The organism is Pseudomonas sp. VMV1 (genome assembly GCF_056790235.1).
Window position 1 is genome coordinate 1,122,750 of record NZ_JBXGSE010000001.1, and the last position, 14,730, is coordinate 1,137,479.

Consider the following 14,730-nt stretch of genomic DNA (forward strand, 5'->3'; position numbering starts at 1 on the left):
CAGACGACGAGTGGCGGCGCTGGAGGCAGAGCCTCTGCGTCTTGCACAGGGATCAGTTGGTTGTCCCGGCCCAGGCCGCGGCATCGTGGGGATGCAGGCTTTCCAGGTGGCGGACGTGGATGCTGACGTCCTGATAGCTGTCGCGCAGGGCGACGAGTAGTCGGCGCGCGGCGTCTTCGACGAACATCAGGTTACTGCCGTTGAGGGCGGTGAAGGCCTGTTCGTCGGCGCGTTTGACGGCGGTTTGCACCGGAGTGCCCAGTGCCTTTTCACAGCGTTGGATCAGGGGCAGCAGGCCAAGGTTGGCTACACCCAACGGTATCCCGACGCGCACCTGTGCCAGGCTGCGCTGGCTGTGGGGTGTGGCGAGGGAGGCGTGGCGGCGCAGCCAGCCGGCGACCGTGGCGGGATCCAGTTGGGTAGCCGTCCCATGCTCTTCGAGAAAGGCCCGCTCGATCAGCTGGCGCGACAGTGAGGCCGAGCAGGGGCAGGTGGAGGAGTAGGCGATTTCCACCCGGGCATTGAGCTGAAAGACACCCGCTACCCAGCTGGCGTCCAGGCGCACGGTGTAGCGTCTCCAGCCGCTGAGCTCCGCGGTCACCAGAGCGGGACGACGGACCAGCAGGGCGAAATCCAGGCGCAACCGAGCGGCGCGGGAACCACAGCTGCGATGGCTGCTGACCATTTCGATCAGCAGCAGGCGCAACCGCTCGGGTGTCAAGGGCGCGTCCGTCCCCAGCCGATCCAGCAACTGGTAGAGTCGGGACATATGGATGCCCTTGGCAGTGGCCGCGGGCAGGTCGACCTGGACATCGGCGCTGGCGGGCAGGAGACCGCCGAAATCACCTTCGCCGAGGCGAAGAGGGAGATCTATGTGCTGCATGCCGACTCAATCGAGAGCGGCGGGCAGGGTAGCGGTCTCGCTGAGAGAGACGTCGGGGAGGATGGCATTCATCGACAGGGCTCGGATCAGTGGAGGGCGGAGGCCTGGGGCCAGTCGCTGAAGGGGTTATGCAGCTTTACCCAGGCTTGGGGGCCAGCGGCGAGCTCGATATCGGTCAACAGGCAGGCGTCCAGCTTGGCGCGCAGGGAGGGTTCGTCCATGTTCATGCCGATGAGTACCAGTTCCTGGCGGGCATCACCGACGCCCTCGTGCCATTTTTCCTTGATGAAGGCGACGGTCTCTTCATCCTCCGGCCACTGCTCGGGTGGTATCGCGGCCCACCAGCGCCCCGCCACGCCATGGCGGGCGACGGCGCCGGCCTGGGACCAGGTGCCGGCATGGGCGGGATGGCTGGCCAACCAGAAGTAGCCTTTGGAGCGCACCACGCCGGGCCATTCCTGTTCGACCAGGGTGAAGAAGCGCTCGGGGTGGAAGGGGCGACGGGCCTGGTAGACGAAGCTTGAGATGCCGTACTCCTCGGTCTCGGGCGTGTGTTCGCCACGCAGTTCCTGCAGCCAGCCCGGTGCCTTGGCGGCTTCGTCGAAGTCGAAGAGGCCGGTCTGCAGTACGCGTTCCAGCGGCACGGCGCCAAAGCTCGTCAACTCCAGGCGCGCGCGAGGATTGAGGCTGCGCAGGATGGCCAACAGGCGGTCGCGCTCCACCGGTTCGACCAGATCCAGCTTGTTCACCACCAGGACGTCGCAAAATTCGATCTGCTCGATCAGCAGGTCGACCACGGTGCGCTCGTCTTCCTCGCCGAGTGATTCGCCGCGTGACTCCAAGGAATCACTGGAGGCGTAGTCGCGCAGGAAGTTGAAGGCGTCCACCACGGTGACCAGGGTGTCGAGCTGGGCGACATCGCCCAGGCAGCGACCGTCTTCGCCGGCGAAGGTGAAGGTCTCGGCCACTGGCAGAGGTTCGGAGATGCCGGTGGATTCGATGACCAGCTGATCGAAGCGGCCGTCCCGGGCGAGCCGCTCCACTTCCAGCAGCAGGTCTTCGCGCAGGGTGCAGCAGATGCAGCCGTTGCTCATCTCGACCAGCTTTTCCTCGGTGCGTGACAGCTCGGCGCCGCCGTCACGGACCAGAGCGGCGTCGATGTTGACCTCGGACATGTCGTTGACGATGACCGCCACCCGACGGCCCTCGCGGTTGTTGAGGATGTGGTTGAGCAAGGTGGTCTTGCCAGCGCCGAGAAAGCCGGACAGCACGGTAACGGGGAGTTTCTTGCTGGGGAGGTTGGCTTGGATAGTCATGGTCATCACGGATGGAAGAGGCTGTAGGACGGCTGCATCCCTGGAATAGTAAATTCGGGATTTAACTTACGTTATAACATAACATTTATAGTGCGTTAAGCAGGTATTCCTGCCTGGCGTCGAGCCGCTGGCCAGAGAGTCGATAATGGTGCATTGGCTGCCCGTCACGAGTTTTCGTGGACAGTCTCCAGAACGGGGCGCCGCCTAGACGTGCTGACCGCCGTTGATATGGATCTCGGCGCCATTGATGTAGCAGGAACGTTCGCTGCAGAGGAAGTAGATGGTCTCGGCGACTTCATCAGGGGTGCCCAGGCGTTTGAGCGGGACCTCCGCCTCTACCAGGCCGTCGGTTCCGGGCGAAAGGATGGAGGTCGCGATCTCGCCGGGGGCGATGGCGTTGGCGCGGACGCCCCGGGGGCCAAATTCATGGGCCAGTTCGCGGGTCAGGGCGGCGAGACCCGCCTTGGACGCGGCGTAGGCTACCCCGGCGAAGGGATGCACCCGTGAGCCGGCGATGGAGGTGACATTGACGATGCTGCCCTGGGCCGCTTCCAGCTCTGGCAGCAGGGCGCGGGCCAGCAGAGCGGTGGAGACCAGGTTGACGTTCAGGACCTGGGTCCAGGTGTCGGCATCCGATGCCAATACTCCGAGGCGGCTGCCATCGGGTCCCTTGGGTGAGATACCGGCATTGTTGACCAGGGCGTGCAGCTTGCCGCTGGGCAGGCGCTCGCGAACGATGGCGACCAGGCGATCGATCTGGGAAAGGTCGGCAAGATCGGCCTGGATATGGGCCTCGCGCGCCTCGGGCCAGGCGCATTCTTCGGAGAACGGTTGACGCGAGACGGTAAGCAGGCGCCAGCCCAGGCTGCGGAACAGCTTGACGGTGGCGTGGCCGATCCCGCGGCTGGCGCCGGTGAGCAGCATGATGCGCTGGGTCATGGGCGACCCCGGCAGGGAGCACGGTGGGCGAGAGGCGACAAGGCGAGCATGGTGGTTGGCTCCGGCGTCTGGCAGGCCGGTTCACTATGCCCAAGGTATCGGGGTGGGGCAATCAATGGCCCCGCACCACTCGCTCAGCCGTCGTCCTGACGCAAGCGTCCATGCTCGCTGCGCACCGCCGCCATGAAGGTCTGCATGGCCGAGGATTGCACCCGATGGCGCCGCCGGATCAGCCCATAGGGTGGCAGCCGGGGTTCGAAGGCGATGGGCAGCACGGCCAGGAGATGCCGACCGGGATAGTCATTGACCACCGACAATGGGGTGACGCCCAGCATGTCGGTCTGCTGCAGCAGGGCCAGCAGGGTCATGATGGAAGTGGTCTCGACGATGCTGCCGGGGATGTCTACCCGGGCATCGTGGAAAGCCTGGTTGATGATGGCCCTCATGGGGCTGGGATGCTGCTGCAGCACCCAGGTGTGCTCCTGCAACGCGCCCCAAGTGAGGTGCGTGGCCTGGGCCAGGGGATTCTGCGCCCCGGCGATCACGCAGAGCACCTCTTCGCCGAGGCTGTCGAACAGCAGCTCCTCGGCGCGGGCCCCGGTGGGAATGCGACCCAGCACCACGTCCAGCTGATCCTGCAGCAGCGCCTGGACCAGCACGTCGCTGGTGTCCACCTGGATCGACATGGACAGCCGCGGATGACTCTGCTTGAGGGTGGCGATGGTGCGGGTCAGCAGTCCCGAGGCCAGCGCCGGGATGGCGCCTACCGCGACCCGGCCGAGATTGCCCGATTCCAGGGCGACCAGCTCTTCGCGCATGCCCGACAGCTCGGCGAAGACCATCCGCGCGTAGTAGATCACCGTCTCGCCGAACGCGGTGGCGCGCATGCCTCGTGGCAGGCGCTCGAACAGGCCCACCCCCAGCAGGCTCTCGATCTCGTGGAGCATCTTGGTGGCGGCCGGCTGGGTCATGCCGATGTCGTCGGCCGCGCGGCGCAGCGACCCGAATTCGGCCAGTGCCAGCACCAGCCGCAATTGGCGCAGGCGCAGACGGCTATGGATGGTGTGAGCGTCGGGAATGCGGGTCATGCTGGCCAACCGGGGTGCGGGGGAGCCGGCTAGGGTAGCGCATGAGTCGGTGCCTGGCGCGGGCGGTGCTCGCCCACGCCAGGCCGGCGCATTCACGAGGGGCGCACCTTGGTCCGTGGCTGGCCCAGGCGCAGTGCCTGGAGTCCTCGCGCCAGCAGGGGCCAGCAGAGCATCAGCAGAGCAGCCGTGGTCAGGCTGCCCACCAGCGGGTTGGACCAGAAGATGCCCAGCTGGCCGTCGGAGAACAGCATCGATTGACGGAAGGCGTCCTCGGCCTTGTCGCCCAGTACCGCGGCCAGTACCAGCGGGGCGATGGGATAGCCGAGCTTCTTGAAGGCATAGCCAAGAATGCCGAAGCCGAGCATCAGCCAGACGTCGAACAGGCTGTTGTGCACCGAATAGGCGCCGATCACGCAGACGGTGAAGATGATGGGCGCGATGATGCAGAAGGGAATGCGCAGGATGGCAGCGAACAGCGGTACCGTCGCCAACACCACGATCAGGCTGACCACGTTGCCCAGGTACATGCTGGCGATCAGGCTCCAGACGAAGTCGTGCTGTTCGGCGAACAGGGTCGGCCCGGGGTGCAGGCCCCAGATCATCAGGCCGCCCAGCATCACCGCCGCGGTGGCCGAACCGGGAATGCCCAGGGTCAGCATGGGCAGCAGGGCGCTGGTGCCGGCGCTGTGGTCGGCGGTCTCCGGAGCGATCACCCCTTCCAGTTCGCCCTTGCCGAAGCCTTCGGGATTTTTCGAGAAGCGCCGCGCCAGGCTGTAGCTCATGAAAGAGGCGGCGGTCGGGCCACCCGGGGTCACCCCCATCCAGCAGCCGACCAAGGCACTGCGCAGCCAGGTCAGCCAGTAGCGTGGCAGCTGCTTCCAGGTGCCGAGCACCGTACGCAGCGTGATCCGTGCCTGCTCGCCGCGAAAGACCAGGCCTTCCTCCACGGTGCAGAGGATCTCGCCGATGCCGAACAGCCCGATCACCGCCACCTCGAAGCTGATGCCCGAGAGCAGCGCCGGCTGGTCGAAGGTCAGGCGCAGATTGCCGGACACCGTATCCATGCCCACTGCGGCCATGGCGAAACCGATCATCATGGCCGCCACCGTCTTCAGCGGCGGATTCTTGCTCATGCCGATGAAGGTGCAGAAGGCCAGCAGGTAGACGGCGAAGAATTCCGGCGAACTGAATTCCATGGCGAAGGCGGCGATACGGCTGGAGAGAAAGGTCAGCAGCAGCACCCCGACCAGGGCGCCCAGCAGTGCCGAGGTGAAGGCCGCCGTGAGAGCCTCCCCGGCGCGCCCCTGGCGGGCCAGGGGGTAGCCGTCGAAGGTAGTGGCCACCGAGGAGGGTTCGCCGGGGATGTTGAACAGGATGGAGGTGATGGAACCACCGAACAGCGCGCCCCAGTACATGCAGGAGAGCAGGATGATGGCCGAGGTGGGGCTCATGGTGAAGGTCAGCGGCAGCAGCAGTGCGACGCCGTTGGGCGCGCCCAGGCCGGGCAGCACGCCCACCAGGATGCCGAGCAGTACTCCGATCACCATCAGGCCAATGTGCTGGAAGGACAGGATCATGCCCATCCCATGCATCAGGGAATCCAATTCGCTCATGACATTGTCCTCAGCAGGCGGGCCAGATCGGCCAGGGGACCGGCGTCCAGCGGTACCTTGAACCAGAGGGCGAAGATCAGATAGCTGGCCAGGCTCACCCCGCCAGCGGTGGCCAGGATCTGCAGCACGCCGTAGCGCCGTTGCCGCTGGCGATCCCGCGCCATGAACCAGGCGATGAACAGGAAGGCCGTGAGATAGAGGCCCAGCAGGGGCAGGGCGGCGACGAAGGCCAGCATCGGCAGGAACACCCGGAGCACCTGTCCGAAGGCCGCGCGCTCGACGAAAGAGATACGCAACGCCTGCCAGCGCCATAGCGCCTGTAGCGCGGTGGCCAGGCTGGCCAGGGTCAACAGCAAACCAATGTAGAAGGGGAAGTAGCCCGGTTCCGGGCCCGCATCGCCCCAGCCGATGCCCTGTTCCAGGCTACCGAGCATCACGATACCGCCGAGCCCGGCGGTGAAGGCCGCCAGGCCCAGTTCCACCCAGCGGGTGGTGATCAGGGAATCTCCGGCCATGGCCGTCTCTCCTGTGTCGTTGCGCCGATCAGCGCTTGAGCCAGCCGGCTGCCTCGAATACCGGGGTGACCCGAGCGGTGTCCTGGGCGATGTAGTCCTGCAGCGCCTGGCCTTCGAGGAAGGTCGGCACCAGGGCATTGCGCTCGATGTAGGCCTTGAATTCCGGCGTCTGGCTCACCTTGCGCAGGAGCTCCACATAGAAGGCGCGTTGCTCCTCGCTGACTCCGCCCGGCAGCAGCACGGTGCGCGGGAAACGGTACTGGTCGATGCCCAGGCCTTGCTCCTTGCAGGTGGGCACGTCGGACCAGGCCTGGGTGTCGGTGACCTTGGCGGTGTAGCCCATGCGCGTCTGGCTGAACACGCAGAGCGGTACCACCTGACCGCCACGCCATTGGCTCAGGCTCTCGCTGGGATTGTTGACGTTGGAGGTGATGTGCTTGCCGGCAAGCTGGGTTGCGGCTTCGCTACCGCTCTTGAACGGAATGTAGGTGAGCTTGGTGCCCTCGGTGCGGTTGAGCAGCAGGGTCAGGGTCTGATCCACGTCCTTGGACTGGCTGCCGCCCATGCGCTTGCCGGCCGGGTCCTGCTTGATGGCATCGATATAGCCACGGGCGTCCTTCCAGGGCGCATCGGCGTAGGTCCAGAGGATGAAGTCGTCCTCGGCGATGGCCGCCACCGGGGTGAGGTCGTCGAGCTGGTAGCCCAGCTTGGCGGTCAGGGGCAGCAAGTAGACATTGTTGGTAGCGATGACCAGCTTGTCCGCCTCGCCCTTGGCCAGCTTCATTTCCAGAAAGGCTTCAGCGCCATTGCCGCCGCCCTTGTTGAACACCACGGTGCTGGCGTCCAGCAGCTTGTGCTGGGTGATGATCGACTGGATCAGCCGGCCGAGCTGGTCGGTGCCGCCACCGGGACCACCCGCGACGACGATCTCGACCTTGCCCTCCGGCTGCCAGGCGGCATGGGCCAGGGGCGCTACCGTGGCGGCCAGATACAGGGGAAGGGTGGCGAGCAGGGAAGGGCTGCGCATGGGACTACCTCTTTCTTGTCGTTGTTGTCGGTGGCCGAGTGTGCGCAGCCCAAGGCGTTCGCGACCACTCAAAAATAGGCATGCACCGATAGCCTGGAGTTATGCCATATGGGCAGGAGCGTTGGCTGGTGCGTGGTAGAGCGCCTAGGCAGGATCCGGTCGCCTGACCTATATCCTGGGGCTATACGCCTATGCACAGATTTGATTAGACGGTTATCGGCCTTCGCCAGATAGTCGATCTCGCCAGCCGGCAGCTGAACACCCATAACAAGAATCCCAGGGGTCCACGCCATGCTCTCGACATCTCGCACCAGCCGCCACGAGGACGCCACCGTCCTTCCCACGGCCCTGCAGGCCTCACGGGTCCGCTGGCGCATCTTCGCCATTATCTTTGGCCTTACCGTCATCAATCTGGTGGACCGTGTTTCCTTGTCCATCGCCATGCCTACCATCGCCCACGAGTTCCAGCTGACACCCGCCATCCAGGGGCTGATCCTCAGCAGTTTCTTCTGGGCCTATGCGCTCCTACAAATTCCCGGTGGCTGGCTGATTGACCGCTACGGCCCACGCCGGGTCATCGGCTGGTCTACCGGCCTCTGGGGCGTCTTCCAGACCATCGCGGCCTTCGCCACCGGCGGGCTGTCGCTGATTTTTTCCCGCGTCGCCCTGGGCGCCGCCGAAGCTCCCCTGTTTCCCGCCGGCGGCAAGCTCAATTCCCTGTGGCTGGCGTCCAGCGAACGCGGGCGTGGCGCGGTATTGATGGACTGCGGCGGTCCCCTGGGCGTGGCCCTGGGTGGTCTGCTCATTGCCTACCTGATCGCCGTCTTCGGCTCCTGGCGCACCGCCTTCTTCATCGCCGGTATCGCGACCCTGGCCATGGCCTGGCTCGCCTGGCGCTATCTCAGGGACGATCCGGCAATCCATCCGGGCGTGAATGCCGCCGAGCTCGCGCGTATCAACGAAGGCCGCAGCACCTCCGTGGCTCAGGCGGCCAAGGCCGGTGCGCAAGGGCTGGGCATCGCCCGCCGCTCCCTGGCGGGCATCCTGCTCGGTCGCGCCAGCTGGGCCATGGTGTTCTTCGGCCTGCTCACCTGGGGACCGAGCTACCTCGCCCAGGCCCGGGGATTCGATATCAAAGGCATCGGCGCTGCCACTTTCGTCATCTTCCTCTGCGGCGCGGCCGGGTCCCTGGTGGGCGGCTTCCTCTGCGACCTGCTGGTGCGCAAGGGCATGCGTCGCGGGCTGGCGGCCAAGGGTTTGCTGTCCTGCTCAGGGCTGGTAGCGCTGCTGGCTTTTCTGCTGCTGCCGCAGTTGACCGATCCCTACGCTGCCGTGGCGCTGCTGTCGCTCACTGCCTTCTTCCTCATGTGGGGCAGCCTCTACTGGAGTTTCCCGGCGTTACTGGCGGCGCCAGCGCGAGTGGGTCTGATCGGCGGAGTGATGAATCTGGCCGGCAGTCTCGGCGGTATCGCCGTGCCCATCCTGGTCGGCCTCTTGCTGCAACATCTGGGCGGCTATCCGGCGGTACTGGGCTTCTTCGCCCTCTGCTCGGGCCTGTTCATCCTCGGCACCCTGCTGATCGCCCTGGACGAGCGGGAGGTGCAGCATGGCTGAGCTCTACAGTGGTCCCATCATCGACGCTCACCATCATTTCTGGGAGCCCGAGCGCAACTTCCACCCCTGGCTGTCCGGGGCCGAGACCATTCCCTTTCGTTACGGCGACTACAGTGCCATCAAGGGCGACTACCTGCCGGAGCACTATTTCGCCGACGCCGCCGGTCACAATGTGGTCCAGACCGTCTACGTCGAGACCGAATGGGATCCGCGCGATCCCCTGGGCGAAACCCGTTACATCCACGAGCTGGCGCAGCGCCATGGCGTGCCCAATGCCGTGGTCGCCCAGGCCTGGCTGGATGCTGAAGACGCTCCCGACCTGCTGGCTGACCAGGCTGCCTTCGAGCGTGTGCGCAGCGTGAGACACAAGCCAGGCGGTCCGACTTGCCTGGCCGAGATGGGTAGCCAGCGCACCCTGATGAGCGACGACCGCTGGCGCCGTGGCTATGCCGAACTGCAGCGCCACGGCCTGCACTTCGATCTGCAGACGCCCTGGTGGAATCTCGACGAGGCCGGACGCCTGGCCCGGGATTTTCCGGCCATCCAGTTGATCCTCAACCATACGGGGCTGCCGTCCGATCGCAGCCCTCAGGGCCTGGCCGCTTGGCGAGCGGCCCTGGCACGCCTGGCCGAGTGGCCCAACGTGGCGCTGAAGATCTCAGGGCTCGGCCTTGCAGGCCAGCCCTGGCGCGCCGAAGACAACGCCTGGATCGTCCGTGAGGCCATCGCCATCTTTGGCCCGGAGCGCGCCATGTTCGCGAGCAACTTTCCCGTCGACCGCCTGTGCGGCAGCTACGACACCATCATCGGTGGCTTCAAGCGTCTGGTCGCGGACCTGCCCGCACCGGCCCAGCGCCACCTCTTCCACGACACCGCCCAGCGCCTGTATCGCCCCGTGGCCGACGTTATTCGCCTGGACACCTATCTGAGGACCTCCGCATGAGCAATCCCACCCTTCCTCGCCTGGCCATGGTATTGGGCGATCCTGCCGGCATCGGCCCCGAATTGATCGCCCGGCTGCTAGCTGATCCCGAAGTACGTAGCCGCGCCCGCGTGGTGCTCATCGCCGACGAGGACGAAGCCCGTACGGGCATGCGCATCGCCGGCTGCGAATTTCCCTATCGGCGCATCGACAGCCTCGAGGCCCTGAATTTTCAGGACGACATACCCTTGCTGTATCCCTATCGCGGCGCTGCCGAAGGTGCCTTCGCGCGCAGTGAAGCCAGCATCGTCGGTGGCCGCTACAGCCTGGATACCCTGGCTGTAGCGCTCGACCTGACCCAGGCCGGTCATACCGACGCCATTCTCTTCGGCCCGCTGAACAAGACCTCCCTGCACCTGGCGGGTATGGGCCACAACGATGAGCTGCATTGGTTCGCCGAGCACCTGAGATACCAGGGACCGTTCTGCGAATTCAATGTGCTGGATGATCTCTGGACCTCGCGCGTGACCTCCCATGTCGCGCTCAAGGAGGTTCCCGGTCTGCTCAGCCAGGAAAGAGTGATCGAGGCCATCCAGCTGATCGACAACGAACTCAAGCGCAGCGGTCTGGCTCGGCCACGCATCGGCGTTTGCGGACTCAATCCGCACAATGGCGACAACGGCAGCTTTGGTCGCGAAGAGCTGGACCTGATCGGCCCGGCGGTGGAACGCGCCAAGGCGTTGGGCATCGCTGCCGACGGTCCCTATCCGGCGGACACCATCTTTCTCAAGGTCCAGGGCGATGCCCGCGCCTTCGACGCCGTGGTGACCATGTACCACGACCAGGGCCAGATCGCGATCAAGCTCATGGGCTTCTCGCGTGGCGTCACGGTGCAGGGTGGCCTGCCCATTCCCATCGCGACCCCCGCCCACGGGACGGCCTTCGACATCGCCGGCCAGGGGCGCGCCAACGTCGGTGCCACCCGCCAGGCCTTCGAGATCGCCTGCCGCCTGGGTAGCTCCCGCTACTGAGTTATACCGAGGCGCCCAAAGGCGCTTTCCGAATCCGCCGAACCGGCTTGAAGCGCCGGCAGGCCTCGCTCATCCCCGGAAAAGGAACCGCACCATGAAAATCACCAGCGTCCGCACCCGCGTCTTCGAATGGAAAGGCAAGGTCGTCCCGCCCCAGGCGCACTTCTGCACCAATGCCACCGACATCCTTTATGAGCGCGGCGACGCCATGGGCTCTTTCCGCTTCCATGGCTGGTTGGTCGTGGAAATAGAGACCGACAGCGGCCTGGTCGGCTTGGGCAACTGCGCCCTGGCGCCGCGAGTGGCCAAGGAGATCATCGACCTGTATCTGACGCCCATCGTGATGGGGCAGGACCCCTTCGACAACGAATACCTCTGGCAGAAGATGTACCGTCGCACCCACGCCTGGGGTCGCAAGGGCATCGGCATGGCCGCCATTTCCGCCGTCGACCTGGCGCTTTGGGACCTGATGGGCAAGGCCGTCAACAAGCCGGTGTTCAAGCTGCTGGGCGGCCGCACCAAGGAGAAGATTCCCTGCTACGCCTCCAAGCTCTACGCCAACGACAACCTGGATCTGTTCCTGGAGGAAGCCCAGGGCTATCTCAGTCAGGGCTTCGACGCCCTCAAGATGAGATTCGGCTACGGCCCCAAGGATGGCCCTGCCGGCATGCGGCGCAACATCGAGCAGGTGCGTGCCCTGCGCGAACTGGCTGGTCCCGACGTCGACATCATGCTGGAGTGCTACATGGGCTGGACGCTGGAATACGCCCGCCGCATGCTGCCCAAGCTGGTGGAATTCGAACCGCGCTGGCTGGAAGAGCCGGTCATCGCCGATGACATCGAAGGCTATGTCGAACTCAAGAAGATGGGCCTCATGCCCATCTCTGGCGGCGAGCACGAATTCACCTCCTACGGCTTCAAGGATCTGCTCGAACGTCGTGCCGTGGACGTCATCCAGTACGACACCAACCGCGTTGGCGGCATTACCGCCGCCCGCAAGATCAACGCCCTGGCCGAGGCGTGGTCGGTCCCGGTCATTCCCCATGCCGGCCAGATGCACAACTACCACCTGACCATGGCCAGTACCGCCTCGCCCATGGCCGAATTCTTCCCGGTCTTCGACGTGGAAGTGGGCAACGAGCTCTTCTACTACGTGTTCAAGGGCGAACCCCAGCCGGTCGGTGGCTACCTGCAGCTCGACGACGACAAACCCGGCTTGGGCCTCGAGTTGTCGGAGGAGCATCTCAAGGACTTCGATGTGATCGAATAAGGTCTGGGCACGCAGCCGCCCGTGGAGAGGGCGGCTGTCGTCTGGCGCTCAGGCGCCACCTGCCGCGATACCTGATTCAGCCAGCCAAAATCGCGGCCGCGCCCCGTGGCTGTCGGGTGTACCACAGCACACGACTGACGCCGCGAGTCACCGCCACATAGCTCAGGCGCAGCGCCTCATCGGTCATGGCTTCGTCATAGCTCTGCTGGAAATGCCCGCTGGCGGCGTAGAGCGCGTTGCGCAACGGATGGGGCTGCTGGGGCTGGCCATCATCCAGGACGATAGCCACCTCAGCCTGCAAGCCCTTGGCCCTATGAATGGTGCAAGTCCGCACGCCGGGCTGGCGACCCAGTTGCTCATTGATGGCTTTCAAGGGTGCGTTCAGTCGGCTCATCACCATGACTGCACAGCGCTCTGGCCGCTCACGTTCCGCTGCATAGCCCCGCTGCGCGTTGATCTCCTCGAGCAGGGAGGTCAATTGGCGACCGATATCGAATTGCCCAACGACCTTCACCCCGTGGCTTTGGTCATCCGCGGCACGGAAAGCCTGGGTGCTTTTGGGTTGCTTGTGCCTTACCCGTGTCAGGATGCGCTCGCCGTCCGCCACGATGGCAGGTGAGGACCGGTAGTTGGTCCCCAGCATCAGGGTCTGACTGGGTGTCTGGCCAGGGAACCAGCGGTCGAAATGGATGAAAAGCTCCGGTGAGCTGCCGCGCCAGCCATAGATGGATTGCCAATCGTCGCCAATGGCCATCAGCGACGGTGCGGTTTTCTCCTCGGCAAGCCGGTGTTGCACTTGCTGCAGCCAGAGGGCGATCTGTGGCGAGATATCCTGGAATTCGTCGATCAGCAGATGGGTGAAGGGGTTCAGGCGTGCGATCAGCGCGCGGCTGGGCTTCTTTTGCAGGCGATCCGTCAGCACGGCAAAGGCCGTATTGAAGGTCATCAGCCGCTGCTCCTTCAGCAGCTTGCCAAAGTGTCGCCAGAATTGCTGCATGGCCTCCAGAAAGATCCGGTCCCGCGTCGAGCATTCAAGCTGGCTGCTCTTTATCGAGCCGACACGCAATCCCAGGGTCTCGGCGAACGAGGCTTGTCCATAGAAGAGATCGGGTAGCGGTTGTGGTTGGCGTTCACCGTTGAGTACGAAGGGTTGCAAAAGCGCCACGCTGGGAGGCGCTTCCTCATTGGGTGCTGCCAATTCCAGCAATAGATGAATGCGGCGACGAAATCCGGCGTCTTCTCGATAACAGGTCTCGTAGGCCTGCAGCAGCAGTTGCCGTTGACTGTCGTTCAGGGTTGCGCCTGCCAGCAACCCGTTATCCGGCTCTTCGTCACCTTTCGAGTTGGCCGATAGCTGCTCAAACCACTGCGTCGCTCTGAGCTCGGCGCGAGCCAGTTGCGCCAGGGCGGAGTGAAAGGTTCGCACCAGTTCGCGTGCTGCGTCGTCATCCAGTGGGATGTCCCAGAAGGCCAGGACGCGCCTCAGTTGCGCTCGCAATTCATCACAAGACGCCTTGGTAAAGGAAATGACGGTCAGCTGCTCCCGCGGGATGTCCAGATGACAAAGCATGAACACGACCCGCAGGACCAGTGTCGTGGTCTTGCCCGAGCCCGCTCCGGCAAAGATTCGCGTCGCGGGAGTGCGAGCGAGGATCATCTTCCATTGCTCCGGCGAAGGTGGCTGGACGATGCCCTGTGCCACTGCCTGCTCGACGCGGGTCTTCATCCGCTGCTCCTGCGAACGCTTCACCGAGAACGCTGGGCCATAGATAGCGGCAGGGGAGGGGATGGGTGGGCTAGGTGGAGTGACGACTTTCTCGCCACGGGTTGCCGCAGCCGGCTCCTTTGCCACCCTTTGCACCTTCCGGGTTTTCACCGGCGATGCATTTTTCCGAGCACTTGGCGGCGTCTCTCCTTTAAGAAAGAGGGTCGTGCGGGGAAACCAGTCACCCAAGGTTTTCCTTAGCTGTTGTCGGTAGCGGTCCAGGATGGAAGTCATGCAGTCCTCGAAACATCGTCTCCCGTCATCTTACCCTGCACAGGTGACAGCTCGACCTCAGGCCACCTTCTTGGCCTCTATTGCATGTTTTCTGAAATAACCTGTTGACGCCTTTTGAAACTCGCCTATAATGCGCCCCACTTCCGGCGCAGATGCTGAAGCGGCTTGAAAATCAAGCACTTAGGTCTGAGCCGGGCGAGGGGTCCACGGAGTCCTCGCCGCTGGGTTAACGCCTTCGGGCGGTAACAGAGTGAAGCGGAGGGGTTGACAGCGTTTCAGGATGCTGTAGGATTCGCCTCCCGCTGCCGAGATTGGTTGAACCGGTCAGGTAAGCGCAAGTGGTTGAGTTGAAACGAAAAAGTTCAAATCAACGCTTGACAGGATGTGAGGCTAGCGTAGAATGCGCGCCTCGGTTAGCGACACGGTCGCAGCCACTGCTCTTTAACAAGTTGAATCAAGCAATTCGTGTGGGTGCTTGTGAGATAAGTCTGATGTCGCAAGATTATCAGCAAT

At 64.3% G+C, this 14,730-nt stretch carries 11 protein-coding genes and 1 pseudogene; 4 read left to right on the forward strand and 8 right to left on the reverse strand.

The window, feature by feature from the left end; translation table 11 throughout:
* Positions 1-52: 52 nt before the first annotated feature.
* The 7 genes and pseudogenes from folE2 to ACUCV0_RS05470 all read right to left on the reverse strand — a co-directional run bounded on the left by folE2 (position 53) and on the right by ACUCV0_RS05470 (position 7,381).
* A pseudogene (folE2, locus tag ACUCV0_RS05440) lies at positions 53-955 on the reverse strand (GTP cyclohydrolase FolE2).
* 14 nt (positions 956-969) lie between these two features.
* Complete coding sequence (gene zigA, locus ACUCV0_RS05445; RefSeq protein WP_482212233.1) at positions 970-2,205, reverse strand: zinc metallochaperone GTPase ZigA; 1,236 nt, start codon at positions 2,203-2,205, stop codon at positions 970-972.
* 198 nt (positions 2,206-2,403) lie between these two features.
* Positions 2,404-3,138 carry an SDR family NAD(P)-dependent oxidoreductase gene (locus ACUCV0_RS05450; protein ID WP_059314725.1) on the reverse strand — a complete coding sequence of 245 codons (735 nt, stop codon included), beginning with the start codon at positions 3,136-3,138 and terminating at the stop codon, positions 2,404-2,406.
* A 134-nt stretch (positions 3,139-3,272) separates the two neighbouring features.
* A complete protein-coding gene (locus ACUCV0_RS05455) occupies positions 3,273-4,226 on the reverse strand; it encodes a LysR family transcriptional regulator (protein ID WP_482212234.1) in 954 nt (317 codons plus the stop codon).
* Between the two features lie 92 nt (positions 4,227-4,318).
* On the reverse strand, positions 4,319-5,839 hold the full coding sequence (locus tag ACUCV0_RS05460) for a tripartite tricarboxylate transporter permease (RefSeq protein WP_482212235.1): 1,521 nt from the start codon (positions 5,837-5,839) through the stop codon (positions 4,319-4,321).
* The gene (locus tag ACUCV0_RS05465; RefSeq protein WP_482212236.1) at positions 5,836-6,354 is read right to left on the reverse strand and encodes a tripartite tricarboxylate transporter TctB family protein; all 519 of its coding nucleotides are present in this window, start codon (positions 6,352-6,354) and stop codon (positions 5,836-5,838) included. Before ACUCV0_RS05465 ends, ACUCV0_RS05460 begins: the two co-directional genes overlap by 4 nt.
* A 28-nt stretch (positions 6,355-6,382) precedes the next feature.
* A complete protein-coding gene (locus ACUCV0_RS05470) occupies positions 6,383-7,381 on the reverse strand; it encodes a Bug family tripartite tricarboxylate transporter substrate binding protein (protein ID WP_323148695.1) in 999 nt (332 codons plus the stop codon).
* A 291-nt stretch (positions 7,382-7,672) separates the two neighbouring features.
* On the opposite strand from ACUCV0_RS05470, the gene ACUCV0_RS05475 reads away from it, so the two are divergent.
* The 4 genes from ACUCV0_RS05475 to ACUCV0_RS05490 all read left to right on the forward strand — a co-directional run bounded on the left by ACUCV0_RS05475 (position 7,673) and on the right by ACUCV0_RS05490 (position 12,218).
* Positions 7,673-8,995 carry an MFS transporter gene (locus tag ACUCV0_RS05475; RefSeq protein ID WP_482212237.1) on the forward strand — a complete coding sequence of 441 codons (1,323 nt, stop codon included), beginning with the start codon at positions 7,673-7,675 and terminating at the stop codon, positions 8,993-8,995.
* Entirely contained in the window at positions 8,988-9,938 is a 951-nt protein-coding gene (locus ACUCV0_RS05480; RefSeq protein ID WP_482212238.1) for an amidohydrolase family protein, read from the forward strand. Before ACUCV0_RS05475 ends, ACUCV0_RS05480 begins: the two co-directional genes overlap by 8 nt.
* Entirely contained in the window at positions 9,935-10,948 is a 1,014-nt protein-coding gene (locus ACUCV0_RS05485; RefSeq protein WP_059314732.1) for a 4-hydroxythreonine-4-phosphate dehydrogenase PdxA, read from the forward strand. Before ACUCV0_RS05480 ends, ACUCV0_RS05485 begins: the two co-directional genes overlap by 4 nt.
* Before the next feature lie 94 nt (positions 10,949-11,042).
* A complete protein-coding gene (locus ACUCV0_RS05490) occupies positions 11,043-12,218 on the forward strand; it encodes an L-rhamnonate dehydratase (RefSeq protein WP_059314733.1) in 1,176 nt (391 codons plus the stop codon).
* A gap of 76 nt (positions 12,219-12,294) precedes the next feature.
* Here the strand turns inward: ACUCV0_RS05490 and ACUCV0_RS05495 are convergent, their stop codons facing one another.
* Entirely contained in the window at positions 12,295-14,217 is a 1,923-nt protein-coding gene (locus ACUCV0_RS05495) for a UvrD-helicase domain-containing protein (protein WP_482212239.1), read from the reverse strand.
* Positions 14,218-14,730 lie beyond the last annotated feature (513 nt).

Excerpts from the sequence above, each read along its gene's own strand:
- ACUCV0_RS05465 (WP_482212236.1), bottom strand. The coding sequence starts at position 6,354 with ATGGCCGGAGATTCCCTGATCACCACCCGCTGGGTGGAACTGGGCCTG.
- ACUCV0_RS05485 (WP_059314732.1), top strand. The coding sequence starts at position 9,935 with ATGAGCAATCCCACCCTTCCTCGCCTGGCCATGGTATTGGGCGATCCT.
- zigA (WP_482212233.1), bottom strand. The coding sequence starts at position 2,205 with ATGACCATGACTATCCAAGCCAACCTCCCCAGCAAGAAACTCCCCGTT.
- ACUCV0_RS05455 (WP_482212234.1), bottom strand. The coding sequence starts at position 4,226 with ATGACCCGCATTCCCGACGCTCACACCATCCATAGCCGTCTGCGCCTG.
- ACUCV0_RS05480 (WP_482212238.1), top strand. The coding sequence starts at position 8,988 with ATGGCTGAGCTCTACAGTGGTCCCATCATCGACGCTCACCATCATTTC.
- ACUCV0_RS05460 (WP_482212235.1), bottom strand. The coding sequence starts at position 5,839 with ATGAGCGAATTGGATTCCCTGATGCATGGGATGGGCATGATCCTGTCC.
- ACUCV0_RS05470 (WP_323148695.1), bottom strand. The coding sequence starts at position 7,381 with ATGCGCAGCCCTTCCCTGCTCGCCACCCTTCCCCTGTATCTGGCCGCC.
- ACUCV0_RS05495 (WP_482212239.1), bottom strand. The coding sequence starts at position 14,217 with ATGACTTCCATCCTGGACCGCTACCGACAACAGCTAAGGAAAACCTTG.
- ACUCV0_RS05475 (WP_482212237.1), top strand. The coding sequence starts at position 7,673 with ATGCTCTCGACATCTCGCACCAGCCGCCACGAGGACGCCACCGTCCTT.
- ACUCV0_RS05490 (WP_059314733.1), top strand. The coding sequence starts at position 11,043 with ATGAAAATCACCAGCGTCCGCACCCGCGTCTTCGAATGGAAAGGCAAG.
- ACUCV0_RS05450 (WP_059314725.1), bottom strand. The coding sequence starts at position 3,138 with ATGACCCAGCGCATCATGCTGCTCACCGGCGCCAGCCGCGGGATCGGC.